Consider the following 26,000-nt stretch of genomic DNA (forward strand, 5'->3'; position numbering starts at 1 on the left):
TTATTTTTTTACCTTGATGAATGACTTGATCACGTCATCATCAAAGTGTTCTTGTTGATAAATTAAAATATTAGCGCAAGCTAAGCTATCATCTAACGCATTATGATGATGGTGAAGTCTGATTCCTAAGTTGGCACAAACCGTATTTAGTTTGTGATTCTTAAACTCTGGGAAAAGATATTTACAAGTCTTAACCGTATCTAATGTTTTATAAATTGGAACGGTTAGTCCATAACGCATTAAGGTACGTGCCAATACACTATTATCAAATGAGTTGTTGTGGGCAATTACTAATTGATCCTTGGTAAAAAATTGCTTGATTACCGGCCAGATTTCAGGGAAGGTAGGCGCGTCAGCAACATCGCTTTCGTGAATACCGTGAATATCGACGTTTCGATAATTAAAATCGGTTTCAGGATTAATTAGAGTATAGAATTCATCAACAACCTTGTTATCGCGGACAACGGTTAATGCTAATGAACAGGCACTAGCTCGTTGATTATTGGCAGTTTCAAAATCAATTGCAACGAAGTTCATTAATAACGTCCTTTCGTTTTATTCTTTCAACATTATAACATGGTCTTACTATGTGATATCGTGGTAAAATTAAAAATGTATTAATACGAGTTATCTCGTTGTAAATATTAAAAGTATGTGTTTTCTACGAATAAACTCGTATAAATTATGATAATTAAGGAAAATGATTAAAATGGAAAAAATTAAGCTTTTAAAAAATGAACCATTATCAAAATATACATTCACAGAAACTGGTGGACCTGCTGACCTGGTTGCCTTTCCTAAAAATACAGACGAAGTCAGAGAATTACTATCAATGGCAAAACGTGATGATCTACCAATCACCATTTTAGGAAATGCCAGTAATTTAATCATCAAGGATGGTGGAATTAGGGGATTAGTCATCATCTTAACTGAGATGAATGAAATTACATCTCACGATGATTTAGTAATTGCTCAAGCGGGTGCTAGATACATCGATACTACCATTGTTGCCCAACAACACGGTTTAACCGGAATGGAATTTGCTGCCGGAATTCCGGGTAGTATCGGAGGAGCAGTCTTCATGAATGCTGGTGCATACGGTGGCGAAACCGCCGAAGTGATTGAATCAGTCACTGTTTTAACACCAGAAAATGAAATCAAGACACTATCAAATAGTGAATTAGATTTTGGTTACAGACATAGCGCTGTGCAAGACCAAGACGACATCGTTTTGGAAGCAACATTTAAGTTATCCGCTGGGGATAAAGATGAAATCCAAGCAGAAATGGATCGTTTAAATGCATTACGTGAATCAAAACAACCACTTGATCTACCGTCTTGTGGAAGTGTGTTCAAGAGACCAGAGGGTTACTTTGCTGGTAAGTTAATTCACGATGCCGGTCTTCAAGGATACCAATCAGGGGGTGCCCAAGTATCTAAGAAACATGCTGGGTTCATTGTGAACATTGATAACGCCACTGCTACCGATTACTTAGACGTAATCAAGCATGTGCAAGAAACTGTTTACGCTAAAAACAAAGTACATCTAGAAACGGAAGTAAGAATTATCGGACAAGACAAATAGGGGGATAATCCATGCAGCTTATTGAAATTATTTTATTTTTAACATTACTACTGCTTCTATCAACAATCATTAATCACTATGTTAAGGCCATTCCAGTTAGTTTAATCCAGGTCGTATTCGGATGTGGATTAGCATTGATTGGTAACTTCAGCATTAACCTAAGTACAGACTGGTTTTTACTATTATTCATTGCACCGTTGCTATTTAACGACGGGCGTCGTTTTCCCAAGGATGAACTTTGGGAATTGAGATGGCCCATCTTCGCAAACGCAATCATCTTAGTATTTATCACCATGTTCTTTGGTGGTTTGTTAATTTATAAATTAATTCCATCAATGCCACTTCCAGTAGCATTCTCATTAGCTGCAATTTTATCACCAACTGATCCAATTGCCGTTGAATCAATCGCCAAAAAGGTGCGCTTACCAAAGAACATTTTGCACTTGGTAAACGGAGAAAGTTTAATCAATGATGCCAGTGGTTTGATTGGTTTTAAGTATGCCATTGCCGCAACTGTTTATGGTGCCTTTTCATTAAAAAATGCCGTAGGGGACTTCTTCTACATCAGTATTGTTGGTGCCATCATTGGGGTAGTTACAATGCTAGTTATCTCATTGGTACGTAAATGGTTATACAAGAACGGTTTAACGAACTTAGTATTTAACGTAGTTCTACAAATTGTTTCACCATTCGTGATCTACATGTTATCTGAAGATGTTTTCCATGCTTCAGGGGTAATTGCGGTTGTAACAGCCGGAATTGTGTACCATGTGAATAACACATCCACACAATCATCATCAGCTGAGTTACAACTAATTAGTGAACAAGCTTGGAACATTATCGTTTACCTACTAAACGGAATCGTGTTCTTGATTCTAGGAATTGAACTACCATTTGCGATGGAAGCCGTTATTAACGACATGAAGTTCAACACATTCCAATCCATTGGTTACGCCGTTGTAACCTGGTTGATTATTCTAATCATTCGAATTGTGTGGATTATTCTATACGAAATCTGTCACAACCTAATTACCACTAAGAAGGTTGGACCAATCGATATCAGAACTGCAAACATTGTTGGGTTCTCAGGTGTTCGTGGTGCCATTACTATGGCCGGGATTCTTTCGATTCCATTGATTACCGTACAAAACGAGGCATTCCCTGATCGTGAATTGGTACTATTCATCGCATCAATCGTCATCGTTTTAAGTCTACTAGCTGCGGTAACTGTGTTGCCATTAATTTCTAAAAACGATCCGGTCGTTTCTTACAACAATGATAACCATTGGAGTGAAGAAAAGGCGCGTATCTACGTTCTAAACTACGTGATTGATGACATCAAACAAATGGACCGTCCTGATAAACACATTTGCAATATTTTAATCGATCAATGTGAATTGATGATTAGACAACTATCTTCAATCAAACCAGATGAGTTAGAAAAGAGTATTCGTTCATTGGCTGTTGAATATGAACACCAAGCGGTTAAGAAATTAGTCGCAGACAAGATTGTTACTAGCAAGGAAGCCAATGCGATTAACTATCAAATTAACCATCGTGAATTGAAGAACCTAGTTGCATTTAATGATTTCAACTTAAAACTAGAATTCATGTCAGCCGTTCAAACAACCAAGTTATGGCTATTCAAACAACGTTCTGACAAGGAACAAAAACTAAAGATTCAAAAAGCTTTGATTATGGTCAATGACTATACCGTTCAAAAGCTAAAAGAACATGGTGATTCAAAAGTAATTAATTCCATTGTGGATGAATACACCAACCTTAGTTTAGCTTTAAGAACTCGTTCATTGGATTACGAAAAGTACTACCGTATCGCTAAGGAACGTGAACTAGAAGCTTACCGTAAAGGAATTCAAGAATTATTGATCAACGATAAGATTAGCTTAAAACTTGCTTCTAAATTAAGACAAGAAGTTAACTACGTTGAAAATAACGAATTAAGCACAGACTAAAAAAAGACAGCCAATAAAGGCTGTCTTTTTATTATTCTTTTGAATCTTTCACATCTTTTAGGATTAGGTATAAAATCCAGTAGATAAAGCATTGAACAACTGTCATGATGAAGACAAATACTAACATTTTTAATGTCCACATCTCAGTTAATTGTTTGATCACCAAACGAGGTGAGAATAACAAGTAGATGGTGTGGAATCTAAGGAATCTACCAACGTAAATTCCGATTGATGAAACAACGTTTAAAGCAAAGATTAGCAATACTTTTGCCACTTTGGAATGAATTGAGAAGAATGCGAAGCAACGGTTTACGATTTGGAATAATCCGTAGAAACCAAGCATTGAGCATCCTAAAGCACTAATCATTAAGAATGAGTAGTTCATCCACATGTGAGCAGATAATCTTAGTAGTCCGTTTGTTCCATAGGGTTGAAGTAGTGATAAGTGGAATAGATCGGTCAATAGGTAGGGTGCATTTGGATAAAAGATTAACCAAAGTGCAAAGATTGGCCAAAAAATCCATGACTTTTCAACGTACTTATTTGTTAGTTCCAAACTCAGTTCAATGGGGATGTAACCCAAGAAGGTGTTTAATACTAAAAATTCAAACGGTGGCTTTGCGACCACGAATAAAAATATTATCCACAAAATGAAAAATAGGCGTACTTGCCAACGTGCGTTTTTAAACATGATTTGGACCCCTCAAAATATTATTAACCCTATTTTAACCCTTAAATGGCAAATATTGAATGATTATTACTTAAAAATTCTATCAAAAATGATAATGCTAAAAATAAACGAAAATGAGTGATATAATATAAAATATGAATGAAATTATGGAGGAATAGGTATGGGGATAAATTGGAGTAACATCTTAACACTAAGTAACCTTTTAGATATCTTAGTTGTTTGGTTCATTATCTATGAGGTAATTATCTTACTTAAGGGCACAAAAGCTGTCCAATTATTCCGTGGTGTTTTAGTAATTGCCATCGTGAAAATTATCAGTGTAATCTTCGGATTCACAACTGTATCATACTTAACTGACCAAGTTATTAACTGGGGAGTTATCGCGATTATTGTTATTTTCCAACCTGAAATCAGACGTGGCCTAGAACATTTAGGTCGTGGCTCAATTATTAAACACGCACAAAACCAAAACGTTGAAAATGAAAAGATGATTTTGGAACTTGATAAAGCCATCCAATATATGTCCAAGCGTAGAATTGGTGCTTTAATGACTATTCAAATGGATACCGGATTGGAAGACTACATCGAAACTGGAATTAAGCTAGATGCTGATATTACCGGTGAACTTTTGATTAATACATTTATTCCAAACACACCATTACATGATGGTGCAGTTATCATCAGTAATAATCGTGTTGCCGTGGCAGCTGCATACCTACCATTGTCACAAAGTAACCTAATTCCAAAGGAATTGGGAACTAGACACCGTGCAGCCGTTGGTATATCTGAAGTAACTGATGCCTTAACAATTGTTATCTCTGAAGAAACAGGGGAAGTATCAATTACCAAGAACAACGAGTTATTACGTGGAATGAATAAGGACGACTATATGAAGTTCTTACGTGATCAATTGATTACTAAGCAAGATTCAATGAATAAAAACTTATTTACAACCATCTTTAATTGGTTCGACAAGATCAAGCAATCAACAGGGGGGCAAAAGTAATGAAGAAGTTTAATAGCCCATGGTACCTAAGATTATTGGCATTGATTTTTGCCATCTTATTATTTGCTTATGTTAACCAGTCAAAACTTTTTGGTTCAGGCAGTAACTATGGTAGTTCTGAAGACATTACTCAATTGACTTCTAACAAGTCAGCCAATATCTCAGTGCCACTACAATTAAATGTCGATAACAGCAAGTATTTTGTTACCGGATATCCTGAAAAGGTATCAGTTAAGATTGTAGGACCTACAGCGTTAGTTACTACCACAGTCAACACACAAAACTTTAAGGTGTATGCTGATCTTTCCAGACTAGGCGTTGGAACTCATAAGGTTCGTTTGTATCAAGATGGTTTAAACAACGAATTAAGATACTACATCAACCCAAGTTATATCTACGTTAATATTCAACCTAGAAAGACAGTGGAATTCCCAGTCAAAGCCGAATACGAATCAGCTAACATTGCTGATGGTTATTCAGCTGGAAAACCAGTTCTTGGTACCAACAAGGTGAAGGTGACTGGAGCAGCCAACGAAATTGCTAAGATTAAGCAAGTTGTTGCTAAGCTAAGCATTCCACAAAACACCAAGAAATCAATGAGCTCTTCAGCTGTTTTAGAAGCATTAGACTCAAAGGGTAGAATTGTTAACGTCATCTTGACGCCATCAACAACATCTGTTAACTTGCCAATTAGTAGTGGAAATAATAAAAACGTTCCACTAAAATTAAAGGTTGAAAATGGCTCAAGTAATCAAAAATACGAACTAACATCAGACACTGATAAGGTGAAGGTTTTTGGAACGAAAAAAGAGCTAGAATCAATTGATAAAGTAGTCGCTTATGTTGATGTTTCTGGAATTACATCAAAGAAAGTGATTAATGTGGAACTAGATAAGAATCTAAATAACGTTACTGGTTTCGATCCTGAAAACATCAAAGTAACAGTTATTCCACAATAGATTTTAAAGAATCGAATGATGAATGGAGATAAAATTATGAAGTATTTTGGAACAGACGGAGTTAGAGGGGTAGCTAACAAAGATTTAAGCCCTGAACTAGCTTTCAAATGTGGACGTGCCGGTGGTTACATTTTAACCAAGCACAGCCAAGCTGAAGGACAACCCCAAGTATTAGTTGCTAGAGATACAAGAATTTCTGGTCAAATGTTAGAAAGTGCTTTAATTGCCGGATTGCTATCAGTCGGAATTGAAGTTCTTCAACTAGGTGTCGTTACAACTCCAGGTGTTGCTTACCTTGTTAGAACTCAAGGAGCAGCTGCCGGTGTTATGATTACCGCTTCACATAATCCAGCTGAATACAATGGTATCAAGTTCTTTGGTTCAGATGGTTACAAGCTATCAGATGAATTAGAAGAAGAAATCGAAGCAATTCTAGAAGCTGACCAAGATGATTTACCACGTCCATCAGCTAAGGGTCTAGGTAGTGTTGATGATTACTCAGAAGGTAGTCAAAAATACATTCGTTTCCTAGAACAAACTGTTCCTGATGACTTATCAGGTATGAAGATTTGCGTTGATTCAGCAAACGGTGCAACAAGTAACCTAGTTTCACGTTTATACGCTGACTTAGGTATCGAATTTGAAACCATGGCAACTATGCCAAATGGAATCAACATTAACGACCAAGTTGGTTCAACTCACCCAGAACAACTACAAAAGATGGTTGTAGAACAAGGTGCTGAAATTGGATTAGCATTTGATGGTGACGGTGACCGTTGTTTAGCTGTTGATGAAAACGGTGAACTAGTTGATGGTGACAAGATTATGTACATTTGTGGTAAGTACATGTCAGATCACGGTCGTCTAAAACAAGATACTGTGGTAACTACTGTTATGAGTAACCTAGGTATGTACAAGGCAATGGAAGCAAATGGTATGCATAACGTTCAAACCAAGGTTGGTGACAGATATGTTGTTGAAGAAATGAACAAATCTGGTTACAACCTAGGTGGAGAACAATCAGGACATATCGTTTTCCTAGATTTCAACACTACCGGTGATGGCCTACTAACCAGTTTACAATTACTACACGTAATGAAGGACACTGGTAAGAAATTATCAGAACTTGCTGGTGAAGTAACTAAGTACCCACAACAACTAATCAACGTTAAGGTTAGCGATAAAGATGGTGCCCAAGCTGATGATCAAGTGAAGGCAGTTATCGCTGAAGTTGAAAAAGAAATGAACGGTGACGGTCGTGTCCTAGTTCGTCCTAGTGGTACTGAACCACTTCTACGTGTGATGGCAGAAGCCCCAACACAAGAATTAGTAGATGGCTACACTAAACGTATTGCAGACGTTGTTCAAGAACGTTTTGGAATTGAATAAAAAATTAAAAGCAATCTAATTAGATTGCTTTTTTTATTGCCATTTTTCACCGTAAATTTGTCCATACCAATTTTTTAAATGGTATAAAATGAGTCGAATTTAATCTTAATTTTTGTTTCTATTACGCTTATTGATACCAACATGACGCAATTTTTTGAATTTTTTTCATAAACTATACCAATTTGATATTTATCGATTGACATTGATAATTAAAACTTGTAATCTAGAATATGTCGAAAATGATAAAAAAGATATAAATTTATTTAAAACAATTAATAAATATAGAGTGAAAGGAAAATATAATATGTGTGGAATTGTTGGTGTAACAGGGAACAAAAATGCCGTTGATATTTTAGTTAATGGTTTACAAAAACTAGAATACCGTGGCTATGATTCTGCTGGATTATACGTAAACGATGAAGGTAAGAAGGATTACCTTGTAAAGAGAACCGGTGCGATTAGTAATCTAAGAGACGCCGTAAATGATATGAAGATTAACGGAAGTGCAGGAATTGCGCATACCAGATGGGCTACTCACGGGGGAGTAACTGTCGAAAACGCACATCCTCACTTCTCACAAGACAAGAGATTCTACCTAGTTCACAATGGTGTTATCGAAAACTACCGTGATTTAAAGGAAAAATACTTAAGTGATGTTGAATTCACTTCACAAACAGATACAGAAGTTGTTGTTCAACTAGTTGATCACTTCGCTGTAACTGAAAACCTAAATGCTAAAGAAGCATTTAAGAAGACTCTATCACTATTAAAGGGTGCTTCATACGCATTCCAATTAATGGATAGAGAAGAACCAAACACTATCTACGTTGCTAAGAACAAGAGTCCGCTATTAATCGGTCTAGGGGAAGACTGCAACGTTGTATGTTCAGATTCTCTAGCAATGCTAAATGTTACTCATGACTTTCTAGAATTGGATGACGGTGACTTTGTGACTGTTAAACCAGATTCAGTAACTATCGAAAACAAAGATGGTGAAGTCGTCACCGATAGACAACCATTCCATGTTGATATCGATGCTAGTGACACTGACAAGGGTACTTACCCATACTACATGCTAAAAGAAATTGACGAACAACCAAACGTTATGAGAAAACTTTCAGCTGAATACCTAAATGAAAACGGTGATCCAGTAATCGAAGACGACCTATTAGATTCAATTAAAGAATCAGACCGTCTATACATCATTGCTGCTGGTACTAGTTACCATGCCGGCTTAGTTGGTAAAGAACTATTTGAAAAGTTGGCACAAGTACCAACTGAGGTTCATGTTTCTTCAGAATTTGCTTACAACATGCCACTACTTTCAAAGAAACCATTCTTTATCTTCCTAAGTCAAAGTGGTGAAACAGCTGATAGTCGTGAAGTATTAGTTAACCTAAACCAATTAGGCTACAAGAGTTTAACAATTACAAACGTTGCTAACTCAACACTTTCACGTGAATCAAACTACACATTGCTACTACATGCTGGTCCAGAAATCTCAGTTGCATCAACTAAGGCTTACACAGCACAAATTACTGTTGAAGCAATCCTAGCTAAGGCTTTAGGTGAATCATCAGAAATTAAGGCTGCTAAGGACTTTAACTTGAAACAACAATTAGGTTTCGTTGCCACAGGTATGCAATCAATTGTTGACGAAAAAGAAATGATTAACGAAATTTCTAAGAAGTACTTCGTTAATGCTAACCGTGCATTCTACATTGGTAGAGGAATTGACTACTTCGTTTCACTAGAATCATCATTGAAACTAAAGGAAATTTCATACATTCTAGCTGAAGGTTTCGCTTCAGGAGAATTGAAACACGGAACCATTGCGTTGATTGAAGAAAACACACCAGTTGTTGGTATCATTACTCAATCAAACACTGCTGGTTTAACTAGAAGTAACCTAGAAGAAACCATGGCTCGTGGTGCTAAGGCAATTACCATTGCTACTGAATCACTTGCTAAGGATAACGATGACATCGTTATTCCAGACGTTGATCAACTACTAACACCACTATTGAGTGTTATTCCTGCTCAACTATTGGCTTACTACACTAGTTTGAACAAGGGATTAGATGTTGACCATCCAAGAAACCTTGCTAAGAGTGTTACTGTTCAATAATTTAATAACCAAAAGGGTGCCTTTGGCACTCTTTTTTATTTGATGAAAATTAAAAAGAGACTAATTTTTCTTATAAGATTTTATAAAAATTTACTGTGACATGTTATAATCATTAACTGGGAGTGTTTTTGATGAAATTTACTAAGAAAACAAAAAACAATTCGAATAAACAAGCTAAGGCGGACAAGACTTTTAATAAGTTTAAGGAACAACAAAACCGTCTTAGTGCCAGCCGTAGAGGCGTAAAGAGATAAGAGAGAATAAAAAGATTTTTAATGGAGAGAGAATAATTATGAGAAGAAAACCGATCGTCAAATCATTGCTGTATGTCCTGAGTGCCAGTGCCGTTATTTCAGCAGGACATGTTTATGTTTCACATGCGGATGATTTAGACAATGGTGCAAATAATACTGCCACTGCAGCTACTGTTACCACAAACGTTACTAATGCTTCAACCAATAATATTTTGGGATCACAGTTAACTGCTGACAACTTTATTTCAACAATTTCACCAATTGCTCAATCTATTGCAAAAAGCAATAATCTATATGCTTCAACAATGGTTGCTCAAGCAGCACTAGAAAGTGGTTATGGAACTAGTTACTTAACGCAAATTGCTAACAACTTGTTTGGTATTAAATCATTTGATGGTACCGGTGTTAAGCTAAAGACTTCGGAATACAATTCCAAGGGACAAGCATATAGCACTGACGCATACTTTAAGAGCTATAACAGTGTGATAGACAGTCTTCAAGGCTACGCCACTTTTCTAACTGTTAATTCACGTTATGCCAACGTATTTAAGTCACAATCTAAGGACGGATTCGAAGCAGCAACCAACATCCAAAAAGATGGTTATGCAACCGATCCAAGTTATGCTACTAAGTTAACTAATATCATTAATACTTATAACCTAACTGCCTTAGACGGTAATACAACATCAACTACTACTAATACCAATAACAATACAAGTACGCCAAGTACTCCAAGCACGCCAAATACAAATAGTAGTAGCAACACGACAAACATAAACACAAATAGTAGTAGTAATACGACAAACACAAATAATACTACTAACACTCAACCCACAACTACAAAGCCTGAGAAGACACTAGCGACTGCTACTTATACATATGGTAATCCGCTAGAAACTTTCCAATTATCATCTAAGTTTGCAAATTACAACTTATACACTCACGTTAAAGATACTACTGATAATAATGAGACCGGCAATTGGCCTAGTCATCTAAAAGCAGGAAGTAACGTATACGTCGATTGTTTAGCTGTGCGTACCTACAAGGGTGCAAGTACTACTTGGTATCGAATCAAGACTAGCAAGCACGCCAAGAGTTATTGGGTAAGTGCTAAGGCCATTGATTTTCCAACCATTCACGTTAAAGATTACAATGGTAAGGCAAAACTAAGTCACGCAAACCGTGGACTATACAGCAATGCTTTCAATTCTCAAACATTAGCTAAATCACTAGGTTCATCCAATAGTTATAAGGATCAAACATTTAACGTAAACCAAATTGCTACCTACACTTATCACGGTAAGGAAAACACTTGGTACCGTATCAATGTTTCCAACCTAGGAGATGTTTGGATAAACAAGACAGGTGTTACTTACACCAAGGCCGAAAAGAAGAAAGTTACTAAAAAGAAGGCTAAGAAGGTTGCAAAAAAGAAGACAACCACTAAGTCATCAGTTTATGCAAAAGCATCAGGACATGCATATTTGAATAACTACGGTAAGTTTGCTCTATACAACCATATTCCTGGTACCTATAAGCACATTCAAAAGACCGCTTGGTCACAAGTAAAGGTACCAAAGGATTACAAGGTTGGCGTTAATTTAAAGGGAATTAGAACTGAGTACAACACTACTTGGTATCGTATCGTTTTAAATCATAAGAATTATTGGATTTCTGCCAAATCACTACTTTTTTATTAATTTGATATAATTGGTAGTTAGTTTTATAATGATTAAATCGAAATAAAATATAGGAAGTATTAAGAATGACTGAAGATTATAAGATTAAGGTTCAAAACGTAACTAAAGAGTACGATTTGTTCAAAACACAAGCTGATAAATTAAAATCATTTTTCTCCATTAAGACTGATGTTCCTCATTTCTGGTCACTAATGGGAGTATCTTTTGAAGTTAAACCAGGTGAAGCACTTGGTTTAATTGGTGTTAACGGTTCAGGTAAATCAACTATTTCTAACATTATTTCTGGAATTATTCCTCAAACAACTGGTTATGTTGATGTAAAGGGTGACACTTCAATCGTTGCTATTAGTGCAGGTCTAAGAAAGAACCTAACTGGTAGAGAAAATATTAGATTGAAGTCATTGATGCAAGGTTTAACTAACGAAGAAATCGATGCATTAATGGACGACATCGTTTCATTTGCTGATATTGGTGACTTTGTGGACCAACCGGTTAAGAGTTACTCATCAGGTATGAAATCACGTCTAGGATTCTCAATCGCCGTACACATTAACCCTGACATCTTGATCATTGATGAAGCATTATCTGTGGGGGATGATACTTTCTACCAAAAGTGTGTGGACAAGATTGCTGACTTTAAAGAACAAGGTAAGACTATTATCTTCGTTTCTCACTCACTAAAACAAATTGAATTCTTATGTGACCGTGTTGCTTGGATTAACTACGGTAAGCTAAGAATGATTGGTGAAACTCAAGAAGTAACTACTAAGTACCGTGAGTTTATTGAATGGTTCAAGAAGCTATCTAAGAAAGATAAGGCTAAATTTGAAGCAGAACAAAAACAAATTCAAAAAGACTTTGATATCGATGAATACCAAAGACAAGTTACTGAAGAAGAACAAGCACAACATCCAGACGATAAGCATGTTGCCGCTAAGGTTAAGAAGCGTTTCTACGGCTCAGTAATTAGTGAAAAGATGCCTAAGACATCAGTTCTATTTACTTGGTTAGTAACTATCGCTACTTTATTCTTCTGCTTAGTTAACGTTTCAGGACATCCACTAAGCCACATCATTGAACACCCAGCATCAATCGTAAAACCAACTAAGAAGTTAGTATTACCTAAGGGTGTTGCTAAAGATAACAAGAAGACTACAAAGAAACATCATAAAAAGACCGCTACTGAAAAGAAGACATCATCAGTAAAGGCAACTATTAAATAATCAAAAAATCCGTTTTCTTTGAACGGATTTTTTTTGCGAGGGGAGATTAAATTAAGATGGCTAAAGAAATGAAGAGTCATGAAACATTGGATTTAATTGAACAAATTACTAGATTAGATGGTACCAAGTACATGGAAATTAGTAACATGGTTCAAAACGGGAGAGCTGAACTAGCTGCAGAACGAGGCTTTATTAAGGAAGTTCGAATCCTGCAACTAAACATTCCGCATTCAGAACACGTTATTAATTACGAAAACTACATTAATGAAAATTTTGAAATGCCTGATGAAAGCATGGATCATTTTGAAGAATGGACCAAGACACCAGAAATGGAAAAAGAAGTGGCCATGATTCTAAAAGAAAATCACGTTGGATAACAAAAAAAGGAAGTCATCGGTAGGTTGATGACTTCCTTTTATAATATGTGTCCACTTCTAATGCTGCGAAAAAATAATAGCTAAATAACGAGCAACATTTAGTGGGATGACTTGAATATGTACTATTTATTATAAATGATGATATTTAGTATGACAATAAAAAATTTGAAAAAAATTAAAAAAGTACGACATTTGTCGTGTTATTATTAAACCAATTCGATATCACTTATCGACGATAGGATTAGGTATATTAACAACGGGAGAGTATTATTCATGAAAACAATTATTAAGGAAATATTATTAAATATCGCATTATACATCTTTCCACTCATTTTTATTATTAGTGGAATCAGTGGATCAAATGTAATGTATGTTGTTGGATTTATCCTAGCTGGAATTATTAGCGTTCTAATGGTGCTTATGTACACAACATACATATTTACCCATAAAAAAGGAGAAAGGGCCTTATATCGCATTATTTTACTGATAATCGAAATAATTATCCTTCTATTCTGTATTTACGTCGTTTTTACTAGATAATTTATATTATTATTAGAAAATGATTAGAAAACTATTGAAATTTTAATCTCACAGTACTATATTATTGTTAACGCAAAAAAAGGCGTTAACTTTTTTATTAAGAATGGAGTGATTTTGTATGGATTTCAAGTTTTCAAGTCGTGTACCGAATGTAGATAATGATGTGGTGGGAGAAATTTTAAAGGTAGCTGGTGATCCAGAAATCATTTCATTTGCTGGTGGGCTACCTGCACCCGAATTATTCCCGGTAAAGGAAATGCACGAAGCAGCCGATAAGGTTTTTGAAAAACACGGTGCTGAAGCATTACAATATACCGCTGCAATCGGTAACCCGCATTTACGAGAATTAATCGTTGAGCGAATGCAAACCAACAAAGAAGTAACAACCACTGTGGATAATGTTTGTATTACCACTGGTTCAGAACAATCAATCGACTTAGTTGCTAAGATGATGGTTGATAAAGGTGACGTTATCTTAGTTGAAAAACCAACATATCTTTGTGCGTTAGACGTATTTAGAAGTTATGGAGCCAAGGTTGTGGGTGTTGATATGGATGAAGAAGGTATGAAGATGGATGCCTTAGATGAAAAATTAAGTGAATATCCAGATACTAAGTTCATCTACACAATTCCTAACTTCCAAAACCCAACCGGTCGTACCATGACTGCTGAACGTCGTGCTAAAATGGTTGAATTAGCAGAAGCACATGGTGTAACCATTCTAGAAGATGACCCATATGGTGAAATCAGATACTCAGGTGTTGCTGTACCACCAGTTAAACACTTTGATAAGAATGGAACAGTGGTGTACATGAACACATTCTCAAAGATCTTAGCCCCAGGGATGAGATTAGGATGGATTGTGGCTGATAAGAAATTTATCGATATGTTCGTTGTTATGAAGCAATCTGCTGACTTACATTCAGATAACTTATCACAATTTATCGTTGCTCAATACATGGAAGACAACGACTTAGACAAACATATTAAGGCTATTTCAGATGTTTACTACGAACGTGCATCTCTTATGTTAAAGGAAATTGATGAACAATTCCCAGCAGGCGTTAAGCATAGTAATCCAGAAGGTGGAATGTTTATCTGGGTAGAAGTACCCGGAAACGTTAATACCATGGACTTATTTAACAACTGTGTTAAGCATAATGTTGCCTTTGTACCAGGGGAACCATTCTATCCTGATGAAGTAATCCCAGGAACATTTAGAATGAACTTCTCCAACATGAAAGCAGATCAAATTCATGAAGGTGTTCGCCGTATGGCCGCAGCCATTGATGAAATGATGAATTAAGCACACAAAAAAAGGACTTACCAATTTGGTAAGTCCTTTTTATTTTATATGTTATGTCTTGTATGAATTGAGTGGTAAATCTTTCTTTGTACTAAATATTGATCATGTTGCATGGTAATAAATAGTGGAGAAGATTCTTCGATAACATTACTGAATTCCAAACCATACCATGAGATAGGGGAAGCAGTGATGTTTTGTAGGAAGATACGTCCAGAGATTAATTGTCTGTCAAAGGCATTGATTTCTGAGTTCAACGCTAAGTCAGAAGGACGTTCGTTGATGATAACGAACTTGAAGTCTCCAACGTTACCAGGTTTACCATTTGAAGTATACTTTTGCTTTTGTGGATCGATAACACCTTGCTTGATTAGGTAGTTAACAATTTGGTGTAGGTAGATACTTACACTTTGTTGCTTTCTAAATCCAAGGTATAGTTGAACGTCAACAACGTTCTTAGTATCCAACAAGTCAACAGTGTAGTTACTTTCATAAGGATTACTTGTTTCATTAACAGTAACGAACCAGTATACCTTAGCTCGCTTTGGTTCCTTGTCTAAGATTGAATACATTGTACTACGCTTGATTTGGTAGTCGTTCTTAATCTTAGTCATGTATACCAAGTTAGAAGTGTATAGCGGAATTGATTCGTCTTCACTCAAAGCAGATAGTTGATCTTTGTAGTGAGTAAGTGAAACGTATTCGCTTTCCTTTTCGTAATGGTCACGACGCTTGTTACCGAAGTACCATAGAATCATGACGATTAGGATAGCACCCATGATGATTAGAGTAACGAAACCACCATGAACGAACTTAATAATACTTGCAATGAAGAATGTAAATTCGATAACTGCGAAGAATGCAGCGATGAAGAAAGCCCATAGTCTTCTCATCTTACCTGATAGGTATTCGAATAGAAGAACAGTAGTCATAAGCATAGTAATTGTAATTGCTAAACCATATGCAGATTCCATTCTTTCTGAACTACCGAATGACCAAACAACGATGAAGGTAACGATACATAGGAACCAGTTAACAGTTGAAATGTAAATTTGGCTACGAACGTTACTTGGATGTCTAACAATCATTCGAGGTAAGAACTTAAGACCAATTGCTTCATCAACTAAAGTAAATGATCCAGTAATCAATGCTTGAGAAGCGATGATTGCGGCTAAAGCTGCAATTACAATCGCAAATCCACGAAGTGAATCAGGAAGCATTTCATAGAATGGGTTTAAGTTACTTAAGTTAGCAAATTGAGGGTTATGAGCATTGTTGATAACCCAAGCACCTTGTCCTAAGTAGTTCATGATTAGGGCAAAGTAAACGAATGGCCAAGTACCGTAGATGTTCTTCTTACCAACGTGACCCATGTCTGAATACAATGCTTCAGCACCGGTAGTTGCCAAGAAGATACTACCTAGAATAAAAATACCAGCTTTGTTAACGGGACTGAATAGAATTTCAATCGCATATACTGGGTTAAAGGCACCTAGGATAGCAGGGTATTTTAGTAGGTTCACAATTCCCATTACTGCTAGGAAGGTAAACCAGATAAACATTACAGGTCCAAATGAGTTACCAATGATTCCAGTTCCAAATCTTTGGATTAAGAACAAAACCAAAAGTACACATGAAGTAATGATTAAGACGTTTTGTTGTGAATTACTAAATGAAATCGGACCAAAGTGTTGGCCTTTCAAACCTTCAAGAGCGGACGTTACGGAAACCGCAGGGGTCAAAGTACCGTCGGCTAACAATGCGGCACCACCGATTAAAGCAGGCCAAACTAGCCATTTTGCTTTTCTTCTAACTAAAGCGAAGAGGGCGAAAATACCACCTTCACCGTTGTTATCAGCACGCATCGTAATCAATACGTATTTAATTGTTGTAATCACCATTAATGTCCATATGATTAATGAAATTGATCCAATTATGTAGAATGGTTTGATGTTGGACATCTTACCAGCATTACCAATAATTGAATTCATTACATATAGAGGTGAAGTACCGATATCACCATAGACAATTCCTAAGGTGATTAGCATTCCCATAATGGAAATCTTATCAAATTTAGCTTTCATGACTAAATCCTCCAAAAGTAATTATGTAAAATTCACACATTGATAAAGTACAATTTACCACTTATTTAAGCTAGTTTAAAGAAAAATCTGAAAAACATTTCTTTAAATGTTAAATTATAGGTTAGTAACATCAATATTATTACTAGGACGGTGTGCAAAAAATTGATACGAACAATTTTCAAAAATATTATTTCAGATACGGTCTTAAAGATTGTAGCTGCAATCTTTTTAATCCTATTAATATTCAAACCAATGAACATCAAAGACATTGATTTAGACACCATCATGATTTTGTTTAACCTAATGTTAATCATCTCGTTAGTTAAACGAGCAAAGATTTTAGCTTACATAAGTAACTCGATTATAAACCATGTCCAAACAACACGCCAAATAACTGCTTATATTACAATCACATCCTTTGTATTATCCATGTTTGTGACCAATGACGTTGCAATCATTACACTAGTACCATTATATATTTTGATTGCTAAACAGTTAAAGCTATCGATAGTGTATCCGACGGTGTTAATTACGATTGCGGCCAACTTAGGAAGTGCGTTTACACCGATTGGGAATCCACAGAATGTGTTCTTAGTTGAGTTTTACCATATTTCAATTCAGTCTTTCTTTGCCAATTCATTGATACTGTTGGTAATGGGGATGATTTCGATACTGGTATTAGTCTTGTTTAGTGAAAACAAACCACTACAAGAAACACCAACTGAAGACATTAAAATCAATAAGATTCATTTATTAATGATTGCCGGATTGTTTGTATTAGTCTTACTAGCCCAGTTTTCATTGTTATCAATTTGGATTGATACATTGATTACTCTAGTAGTAGTTGAAATATTTTCTCCTAGAAGCATCGCCGATGTGGATTACTCACTATTATTGTTGTTTGTCTTCTTTTTCTTGATTGTGGGGATGCTAAGCCGCATTGATCTTGTCGTTTCATTGATTCATCAGTTCACACAAGATGGCATTCATACCTATATAACATCGATTATCACCAGTCAGTTCATCAGTAATGTTCCTTCGGCCGTGTTGTTGTCCAAATTTTCTGCTGATTTTAAATCCATCTATTATGGAGTGTCGATTGGTGGACTTGGGACTTTGGTTGCCTCATTGGCCAATTTATTGGCATACAAACAAGTATCACTGAATGCATCACATGCGAGTGGCAAATTTTTGAAGGAATTTACTTTCATCAACTTAATATTATTGTTAGTGTTGTCATTGTTAAAGATTATCTTAATTTAATGTCAGAAAATTTCATTTTGTGGAATTTGTGTCATAATTAAAATAATGAATTCTTTTGGAAAGGAATGATTTTAATGTACACAGATTTAAATGGAAAGGTAGCGGTAGTTACTGGTGCCTCAAAGGGAATTGGAAAAGCCATTGCGCTTCGTTTGGCACAAGAACACATGAAGTTAGTGTTCAACTATCATTCAGATCAAAATGGGGCACAAGAAGCCGTTGACCAAATTCGTGAAAACGGGGGAGACGCAGTTGCCGTCCAAGCTGACGTTTCAAAAGAAGAAGACGTAAACAAGTTAGTTAAGACAGCTGTTGAACAATTTGGTGATATGGACCTATTTATCAACAACGCTGGAATGGAAAAGGAAACTCCAACTCACAAGCTAGCGCTTGAAGATTGGAAACGAGTAATTGATGTTAACTTAACAGGTACATTCTTAGGTACCAAGGCAGCATTGAATTACTTCTTGGATCACAAACGTGAAGGAAACATTATCAACATGTCTTCAGTTCACCAATTGATTTCATGGCCACACTTTGCAGATTATGCTGCATCAAAGGGTGGAAGCAAACTATTCACTGAAACAGTTGCGAAGGAATACGCTGAACAAGGCATTCGTGTGAACGGAATTGCGCCTGGTGCAATTAACACACCAATCAATGCTAAGAAGTTCGCAGATCCAGAATTATACGCACAAACAGCTGAATTAGTTCCAATGAATCGTATTGGTAAACCAGAAGAAGTGGCTGCTGCCGCTGCATGGTTAGCTTCTACAGAGTCATCATACGTAACTGGTGAAACCATTTATGTTGATGGTGGTATGAAACTATACCCAGAATTTAAAGATGGTCGTGGATAAAATTCCACCAAAAAAGATGGTATCAATTCGATACCATCTTTTTTATTTTTATAATGCCTTGCTACCGAAATCACGAGGTTGAATAAATACTTCGATGATTGGGTATAGCATTAGGATTCCTAAGAAGATAAATCCATATTCGTATGCGGTATTAACACTGACAAAACTTGATAGTGCTGATACAACAACGGTGATCAAAGAAACTCCCAAACCTTGTGCCATAGTTTGCAATACTGAACTTAATGTATTGGCTGAGTTTCTTTCATTCATTGGAATTTCAGAGAATGTAACGGCGTTATAGCAGGTAAGTGCTAATGAACGACCACAACCTGAAATAAAGGCTAGACCAGCAATGATGAAACCAATCGTAGTGGGTTGAATCCATGCCAGTGCAGCGGTACTGATTCCAACAGTAAATAATGCTATTAATAATGAAGCTTTGTACTTAATATGTCTAATAATTACGTTTGTAAATGGCTTGATACCAATGTTTCCAATGAATACGAAGATGACATAATATCCGGCAACCAATGCTGACCAGTGGAAAACAGTTTGTAAGTACACTGTTAATAGGTAAGGAAGGGCACCAACGGATAACCATAGGAAGGTTCCACCGGTTTGATAGATTCTAAATGAGCTGACCTTCAATGCCTTGATATCAAATAGTGGGTTATCCACATGTGATAAATGATGGCCGACTACTAGAATCATTAATAGACCGATTAATACTAAAATCCCAGCTGTAGGCCAGTATTCTCTACCGTAAGTGGCGATTTCAGCACCGATTAGGATGAAACCAGATGAGATAGCGATTTCGATGAATCCTAAGAAGTCAAACTTGGTACGGCTCTTTTGAGTATCTTTTTCAACTAATTTAATACCGATAATAATTGCTAATAGTCCGATTGGTACGTTAATTAAGAAAATCCATTGCCAAGTAAGATACTTAACAAAGAACCCACCAATGATAGGGGCAATTGCCGGAGCAATTAGTGCAGGCCATACTAGGTAGTTAGCCATTCTAAGTAGTTGGTTTGAAGGTGTCTTTTCCAACATGATTAAACGAGCGGTAGGAGTCATTAGTGATCCGGCAAAACCTTGGATAAAACGACTCGCTAATAGGAATGAGAATGTAGGTGCAACGGCATCACCTAATGAACTTAAGACGAATAGTAAGGTTGCCAATAACCAGGCGTTTTTCTTACCAATTCGTTTAGCAATCCATCCACTTAATGGGATGAAGATAGCCATAGTAATAAAGTAGATACTTACCGTTAGTGAAAGAGAAGAAGTAGGAACATTAAGACTTCTTCCGATGTACGGTAAAGCAGTTGTTACGATTGTCGCATCTAGAAATTGCATGAATAGACTTGAAGCCATCAATAGTGCGACTTTAATATAATTGCTGATAATAAATCAGTTCCTTTCCTATATTTATACTTAAAAAAGTATATCATAAATTTTTTTTAAGATTAATGTTATGGTTTGACTGATGAAAGTGATACTGGAATAATAAAAATATATTGACGTGCGAAATAAAAGGGGGCAATTTAATTGATTAAAATTCATCAACTAACTGATTCAACATGGGTTGAAATGGTCGATGCCAACACCAAGGAAGTTGTTGAAACCATCGATGACTACAAACTACCAAATATCTTAAAAGGGTATATGTTAGATGCCCATGAACATTCACGTTTTGAATATGACCCGGTTAAGAAGTACTCCGTCATGATTATGCGCGCGCTAATCAGTGGACAAGATGAAAACGTACAAACTTCACCGGTTGTCATTGCATTTACAAATGACTTAATTATCACCAAGAGTGATTCAAGATACCGTATCAAACAAGAAACTAGATGTAACAAGTTTGATATGGTGTTTAACATGCTACAAAGAATCAACAAGCCATACATGAACAAGCTAGATCAAATCAATGAATCTGTTGAAAATCTACAAAACAAGCGTAGTAAGAATAGTGTTAACAATCGTCATCTAAACGAAATTGCGATTCTAAAGAATGACTTGGTATACCTAAAGACAGCTACCGCTGCCAATATCATGTCAATCAATCAACTACAAAAGTCTAGTGATAACTTTGAAATTCCAATTTCATTTAACCAACGTCAAGATCAACACATCGATGACGTCGCCGTTGAATACGAGGAAAGTAAGTACATGTTCGACGTGCTAGACGAAATTGTTAGTCAAATTGAAGATACATACAGTAACATCATTAATAACAACCTAAACGATGTTATGAAGGTGTTGACTGTTTGGTCATTAATCCTAGCAATTCCACCAATTATTAGTGGATTCTATGGGATGAACGTTAACGTCTTACCATTCGCTAACAGTAGTTGGTCATGGTTCTTCACACTAGTTATCACCGTAGTTATTATCTACTGGATGATTTACTACCTAAAGAAACATCACGATTTATAAAAGTAACGAGCTAATTATGCATTTCATAGTTGGCTTTTTATTTGGTCGAAGTTATAAAACGGCTTGAAATATTAAGAGAAAGTAAAAATGGTAATTTTTTATGTAAGCGCTTTACTATGCATTAGGATAAATGTATAATGAAAAATGTTAAATGGTGGAGTAGTCACTTTCGACTTACTTCATTAAAATGAAAATAGATATTATAATTATAATCAGAGTATAAAAGGAAGTGTTAAGATGGATATCTTAATCGGAATATTACCCGCTCTTCTATGGGGGGTAGGACCACTAATCGCTACTAAGTTTGGTGGTAAACCTGTTGAACAAGTGTTAGGAACTGGATATGGTCAATTAGCAATTGGTATTATTATCTACCTATTTACTAGACCTGCGATTTCATTCCAAGAATTCCTATGGCCATTCTTAGGTGGGGTTGCATGGGCCGTTGCTCAATACATGCAATTCAGCTCATTCACTAAGATGAACGTTTCTACTGCAATGCCTATCTCAACTGGTCTTCAATTAATTGAAATTCCACTTTGTGGGGTTATCTTCTTCGGTGAATGGGGTTCTCCATTAGCCAAGTTAATTGGTTTCTTAAGTATCGCACTATTAATTCTAGGAACTACTTGTACCAGTTACGTGGACAAGGGAGTTGTTAGAAAGAAGCTTGATTACAAGGCTGGTATGCCTCTACTAATCATCGGATCATTTGGTTACACTGCATGTTCAGTATTCCCAAGAATTACTAATGCTTCTGGATTAGTTGGATTACTACCACAAACATTCGGTATGTTCTTAGGTGCTGTTATCGTTACATTCGTATTGAACGGTAAAGAAGCATTTGGTTACCTAAAATCAAAGGTTACACTCAAGAGTGGAATCATTGGTTTACTAGGTGGACTAGGTACTCTAGCATACCTAACTTCATTGAAGTTAAACGGTGTTGCTAACGCATTCCCATTAACTCAAATGAACGTTGTTGTTTCAACTTTAGGTGGTCTAATTATTCTAAAGGAAAACAAAAACAGAAAAGAAATCATCTTTACAGTTATCGGTTTACTAATGATTGTGGTTTCAGCAGTCTTAATCGGTCACTTAGAATAATTAAGCATAAAAAAAGACCTGCCAGTTTTTGGCAGGTCTTTTTTTATTGGATTTAAATTGAATGAACGATCATTAAGATTCCGCTCACTAAGAAGAAAATTCCAACCAAGAAAGCAACTGATAGAGCAGATGCTACTGGAGAAATTAGTAATAAAATACCAACTATTACACCTAGGATAGCAAAGATAACATCCATAATGTAGTAACCGTGGCTGACGTTTTTAACGTATTTAGCAAGTGATAATGCAGTTAGTGAGTCCAGGATGAACATGATTGCAAAGAAGATTGCAATGTATAACATTCCGAATGCACCGTTGAATAGCATTAAGATACCGATTAAGATATCCAAAATACTGTTAAAAATGATCCAACCCTTTGAGTCGAAGATATCAGTCATGTGGGTAAGTTTGAAAATACCTCTAATGATTGAGAATACCGCAACGATAAGTACGACAGTACTAAATGCTACATCAGGTCTAGATACTGAAATAATTCCAGCAATGACACCTAAGATACCGACAATAAATGAGAATGGATCAAATTCATTGATTCTATTCATGAATTTCACCTCTTTTAGTTGGCTTATCTTAATTATAATTCAAACTAATGAGTCGAAATCATTATGACGCGTAATTTAAAGAATTTTTAACGTTTGTGGCGAAAAGCTAAAATATTTCAAACAATCATGAATTATCGGTATAATTATGATTATTAAAAACGATTGAGGGGAAAACCATGGGTAGAGTAATTACAGTTTTAGAACGTCATAAAAACCTCATCAAGGTTAAGTTTCGAGGTGAGTTTGGTTACTTCTTTCCAGACACGAATTTAGTTAATCAATCAACCAAGGTTGAAACGTTTATTGACGCTGAAAAGGCATTATCAGATTACTTAGCCAAAGAAGATAATCAACTAATCATGGTTCCACGTGGTTTTGATGTTGATGATTTGTTATTTATTGTCCAAGCAATTTCAAAAGAGGAGATTCAATTGGGTCACGAGGGTGATTTAGGCATCTTCGAAATTAATCCTGATGGCAAAATAAAAAGACAGGCAGAATAATCTGCTTGTCTTTTTTGTCTATAGAAGATGGTTAAGTTCTTCCTTTAGTAGTTCAACCTTGTATGCTTGAGAGGAGAAGGCATTGTTAATGTCTTTGAAGTGGTTGTCTTCATCAAACATTTCACCGTTAATGGTTAATAGTGGATTGACGCTGGTAGGTTGCATCTTTAATCCAACTGCAATCATGTTAAATGACATTTGTGCTTGAAGACCACCGTGGCTTCCGTATGACACTAGTGCCACAATCTTGTTTTTCCATTCAACTGCCAAGTAATCAACCGCATTCTTTAAGACGGCTGGAAAACTCCAGTTGTATCGAGGGAATAATAATACGACCGAATCCAATGATTTGATCTTGCTACTCCAATCAATACTGTGTTCTTGTTTGTATTCTTGCTTGGCTGGAACTTCTTCTTCATCTAAGAAGGGAAGGTTAACTTTGGCTAAATCAATGATTTCTGTTTCAAACTGATCTGAAGATAGTTGTTGGTTTAACCAATCTGCGATTTCCGGACTGATTCTACTTGGACGACTACTACCAATGATGATACCAACTTTTTTCATTGTAAAATCTCCTTTAATAAAAGAGCATTCTAAACGAATGCTCTTTTTAAAACTTATTAGAATTTAGCGCTACCTGGTTCACGTGGGAATGGGATAACATCTCTGATGTTTTCCATACCAGTAACGTACATAACTAAACGTTCGAAACCAATACCGAAACCGGAATGCTTGATTTCACCGTACTTACGTAGGTCTTCGTACCAGTCGTATTCTTCTGGGTTTAAGTCAAATTCTTTGATCTTGTCGTTTAAGACATCGTAACGTTCTTCACGTTCACTACCACCGACGATTTCACCAATTCCTGGTACTAAACAGTCAGCAGCGGCAACAGTCTTACCATCGTCGTTATCACGCATGTAGAATGCCTTGATATCTCTTGGGTAATCAGTTAAGAAAGTAGGGCGTTTGTAGACATCTTCACACAAGTATCTTTCGTGTTCTGATTGTAAATCAATTCCCCATTCAACTGGAACCTTGAATTCTACATCTGCATCTTGAAGTAACTTAACAGCGTCAGTGTAAGTAACACGGGCGAAGTCTTCGCTAGCAGTCTTTTGTAGTTTTTCAATTAGGCCTGGTTTAACGTTTTCATCTAAGAATTCTAGTTCATCCTTAGCATAATCTAAAACGTAGTTGATAACGTATTTTAGTAAACCTTCAGCAACATCCATCATACCTGGTAGGCGAGTGTATGCCATATCTGGTTCAATCATCCAGAATTCAGAAGCATGACGAGGAGTGTGTGAATTTTCAGCTCTGAAAGTAGGACCGAAAGTATACACATTCTTGAATGCCATAGTGAATGCTTCTTCTGGAAGTTGACCACTAACAGTTAGGTTAGTTTCAGTCTTGAAGAAGTCCTTTGAGTTGTCTACGTGACCTTGGTCATCTTTTGGAAGGTTGTCCATGTCCATAGTTGTAACTCTGAACATTTCACCTGCACCTTCAGTATCACTACTTGTGATGATTGGGGTGTTAACGTAAACGAAGTCATTGTGTTGTAGGTATTCGTGAACTGCAAATGCAGCTAGTGAACGAATTCTAAATACTGAGTAGAAAGTATTAGTACGTGGACGCAAGTGAGCGATAGTACGTAGGAATTCGTAAGAAGTCTTCTTCTTTTGTAGAGGGTAGTCAGAGTCTGAACGACCAACTAGTTCTACCTTTTCTCCGTGCACTTCAAAAGGTTGAGGGGCATCTGGAGTCTTCACAAAGGCACCTTCAACAGTGATTGTTGAAGCGATTGGAAGCTTGCTGATTTGTTCAAAGTTTTCGTTACTCTTTTTAACGATAATTTGAGCACTCTTGAAGCAAGAACCATCGTTTAATTCGATAAAACTGATGTTTTTTGAACCACGAATGGTCTTAATTGAACCTTCAAGAGAAACTGTTGTGTTATCTTCTAGATCTTTAGTGTATAGATCCTTAACACTAAGTTGTGTCATGTGATTCACGCCTTTCCGTAAACTATAAATAGCGGTAAATAA

General features: G+C 36.2%; 22 protein-coding genes and 1 pseudogene. 16 read left to right on the forward strand and 7 right to left on the reverse strand.

What is annotated here, in order from left to right:
- Positions 1 to 537, reverse strand: coding sequence for a 3'-5' exonuclease (locus tag RZ78_RS02185; protein ID WP_054607982.1), 537 nt, complete (start codon positions 535 to 537; stop codon positions 1 to 3).
- Positions 538 to 700: 163 nt separating this feature from the next.
- Between RZ78_RS02185 and murB the strand changes: the two genes are divergently transcribed.
- Positions 701 to 1,585 (forward strand): UDP-N-acetylmuramate dehydrogenase, encoded by an 885-nt coding sequence (gene murB, locus RZ78_RS02190; protein ID WP_054607983.1) that lies wholly within the window; start codon positions 701 to 703, stop codon positions 1,583 to 1,585.
- 11 nt (positions 1,586 to 1,596) lie between these two features.
- The gene (locus RZ78_RS02195; protein ID WP_054607984.1) at positions 1,597 to 3,558 is read left to right on the forward strand and encodes a cation:proton antiporter; all 1,962 of its coding nucleotides are present in this window, start codon (positions 1,597 to 1,599) and stop codon (positions 3,556 to 3,558) included.
- A gap of 31 nt (positions 3,559 to 3,589) precedes the next feature.
- Here RZ78_RS02195 and RZ78_RS02200 read toward each other — a convergent pair whose 3' ends face one another.
- Positions 3,590 to 4,249 carry a DUF1361 domain-containing protein gene (locus tag RZ78_RS02200; RefSeq protein ID WP_054607985.1) on the reverse strand — a complete coding sequence of 220 codons (660 nt, stop codon included), beginning with the start codon at positions 4,247 to 4,249 and terminating at the stop codon, positions 3,590 to 3,592.
- A gap of 160 nt (positions 4,250 to 4,409) precedes the next feature.
- On the opposite strand from RZ78_RS02200, the gene cdaA reads away from it, so the two are divergent.
- From cdaA to RZ78_RS02245, 9 genes and pseudogenes are all read left to right on the forward strand, one after another.
- Positions 4,410 to 5,255 (forward strand): diadenylate cyclase CdaA, encoded by an 846-nt coding sequence (gene cdaA, locus RZ78_RS02205; RefSeq protein ID WP_053791576.1) that lies wholly within the window; start codon positions 4,410 to 4,412, stop codon positions 5,253 to 5,255.
- Positions 5,255 to 6,214, forward strand: a complete 960-nt coding sequence (locus RZ78_RS02210; protein ID WP_054607986.1) for a CdaR family protein — start codon at positions 5,255 to 5,257, stop codon at positions 6,212 to 6,214. Before cdaA ends, RZ78_RS02210 begins: the two co-directional genes overlap by 1 nt.
- Before the next feature lie 36 nt (positions 6,215 to 6,250).
- On the forward strand, positions 6,251 to 7,603 hold the full coding sequence (gene glmM / locus RZ78_RS02215; protein ID WP_054607987.1) for a phosphoglucosamine mutase: 1,353 nt from the start codon (positions 6,251 to 6,253) through the stop codon (positions 7,601 to 7,603).
- A 304-nt stretch (positions 7,604 to 7,907) separates the two neighbouring features.
- Positions 7,908 to 9,731: a glutamine--fructose-6-phosphate transaminase (isomerizing) gene (gene glmS / locus RZ78_RS02220; RefSeq protein ID WP_054607988.1), complete on the forward strand. Its 1,824-nt coding sequence runs from the start codon at positions 7,908 to 7,910 to the stop codon at positions 9,729 to 9,731.
- A 131-nt stretch (positions 9,732 to 9,862) separates the two neighbouring features.
- Positions 9,863 to 9,985, forward strand: a complete 123-nt coding sequence (locus RZ78_RS07575; protein ID WP_094751125.1) for a hypothetical protein — start codon at positions 9,863 to 9,865, stop codon at positions 9,983 to 9,985.
- A gap of 38 nt (positions 9,986 to 10,023) precedes the next feature.
- Positions 10,024 to 11,685, forward strand: coding sequence for a glucosaminidase domain-containing protein (locus RZ78_RS02225; RefSeq protein WP_054607989.1), 1,662 nt, complete (start codon positions 10,024 to 10,026; stop codon positions 11,683 to 11,685).
- A gap of 65 nt (positions 11,686 to 11,750) precedes the next feature.
- Positions 11,751 to 12,788, forward strand: a pseudogene (locus RZ78_RS02230) (ABC transporter ATP-binding protein); the annotation flags it as partial.
- A gap of 188 nt (positions 12,789 to 12,976) precedes the next feature.
- Positions 12,977 to 13,285, forward strand: coding sequence for a hypothetical protein (locus RZ78_RS02235; RefSeq protein ID WP_034532024.1), 309 nt, complete (start codon positions 12,977 to 12,979; stop codon positions 13,283 to 13,285).
- 658 nt (positions 13,286 to 13,943) lie between these two features.
- The gene (locus RZ78_RS02245; RefSeq protein ID WP_054607991.1) at positions 13,944 to 15,131 is read left to right on the forward strand and encodes a PLP-dependent aminotransferase family protein; all 1,188 of its coding nucleotides are present in this window, start codon (positions 13,944 to 13,946) and stop codon (positions 15,129 to 15,131) included.
- Between the two features lie 44 nt (positions 15,132 to 15,175).
- Here RZ78_RS02245 and RZ78_RS02250 read toward each other — a convergent pair whose 3' ends face one another.
- Entirely contained in the window at positions 15,176 to 17,212 is a 2,037-nt protein-coding gene (locus RZ78_RS02250; RefSeq protein WP_054607992.1) for a KUP/HAK/KT family potassium transporter, read from the reverse strand.
- Between the two features lie 162 nt (positions 17,213 to 17,374).
- Here RZ78_RS02250 and RZ78_RS02255 point away from each other — a divergent pair, with 162 nt between their 5' ends.
- Positions 17,375 to 18,475: an SLC13 family permease gene (locus tag RZ78_RS02255; protein ID WP_054607993.1), complete on the forward strand. Its 1,101-nt coding sequence runs from the start codon at positions 17,375 to 17,377 to the stop codon at positions 18,473 to 18,475.
- Between the two features lie 74 nt (positions 18,476 to 18,549).
- Positions 18,550 to 19,335 (forward strand): glucose-1-dehydrogenase, encoded by a 786-nt coding sequence (locus tag RZ78_RS02260; protein WP_054607994.1) that lies wholly within the window; start codon positions 18,550 to 18,552, stop codon positions 19,333 to 19,335.
- Positions 19,336 to 19,383: 48 nt separating this feature from the next.
- Here RZ78_RS02260 and RZ78_RS02265 read toward each other — a convergent pair whose 3' ends face one another.
- Positions 19,384 to 20,715: an MFS transporter gene (locus tag RZ78_RS02265; RefSeq protein ID WP_237756976.1), complete on the reverse strand. Its 1,332-nt coding sequence runs from the start codon at positions 20,713 to 20,715 to the stop codon at positions 19,384 to 19,386.
- A gap of 174 nt (positions 20,716 to 20,889) precedes the next feature.
- On the opposite strand from RZ78_RS02265, the gene RZ78_RS02270 reads away from it, so the two are divergent.
- The gene (locus RZ78_RS02270; RefSeq protein ID WP_053791587.1) at positions 20,890 to 21,780 is read left to right on the forward strand and encodes a magnesium transporter CorA family protein; all 891 of its coding nucleotides are present in this window, start codon (positions 20,890 to 20,892) and stop codon (positions 21,778 to 21,780) included.
- A 237-nt stretch (positions 21,781 to 22,017) separates the two neighbouring features.
- Positions 22,018 to 22,887, forward strand: a complete 870-nt coding sequence (locus RZ78_RS02275) for a GRP family sugar transporter (RefSeq protein ID WP_054607996.1) — start codon at positions 22,018 to 22,020, stop codon at positions 22,885 to 22,887.
- A gap of 52 nt (positions 22,888 to 22,939) precedes the next feature.
- Here RZ78_RS02275 and RZ78_RS02280 read toward each other — a convergent pair whose 3' ends face one another.
- Entirely contained in the window at positions 22,940 to 23,446 is a 507-nt protein-coding gene (locus tag RZ78_RS02280) for an HdeD family acid-resistance protein (protein ID WP_054607997.1), read from the reverse strand.
- A 176-nt stretch (positions 23,447 to 23,622) separates the two neighbouring features.
- Here RZ78_RS02280 and RZ78_RS02285 point away from each other — a divergent pair, with 176 nt between their 5' ends.
- The gene (locus RZ78_RS02285) at positions 23,623 to 23,949 is read left to right on the forward strand and encodes a hypothetical protein (protein ID WP_054607998.1); all 327 of its coding nucleotides are present in this window, start codon (positions 23,623 to 23,625) and stop codon (positions 23,947 to 23,949) included.
- 18 nt (positions 23,950 to 23,967) lie between these two features.
- On the opposite strand, the gene RZ78_RS02290 is transcribed toward RZ78_RS02285, so the two are convergent.
- Complete coding sequence (locus RZ78_RS02290; protein WP_054607999.1) at positions 23,968 to 24,513, reverse strand: NADPH-dependent FMN reductase; 546 nt, start codon at positions 24,511 to 24,513, stop codon at positions 23,968 to 23,970.
- Between the two features lie 56 nt (positions 24,514 to 24,569).
- Positions 24,570 to 25,958, reverse strand: a complete 1,389-nt coding sequence (gene asnS, locus RZ78_RS02295) for an asparagine--tRNA ligase (protein WP_054608000.1) — start codon at positions 25,956 to 25,958, stop codon at positions 24,570 to 24,572.
- Between the last annotated feature and the right edge of the window lie 42 nt (positions 25,959 to 26,000).

Source organism: Apilactobacillus kunkeei (assembly GCF_001308195.1).
In the GTDB taxonomy this organism is placed as follows: domain Bacteria; phylum Bacillota; class Bacilli; order Lactobacillales; family Lactobacillaceae; genus Apilactobacillus; species Apilactobacillus kunkeei_C.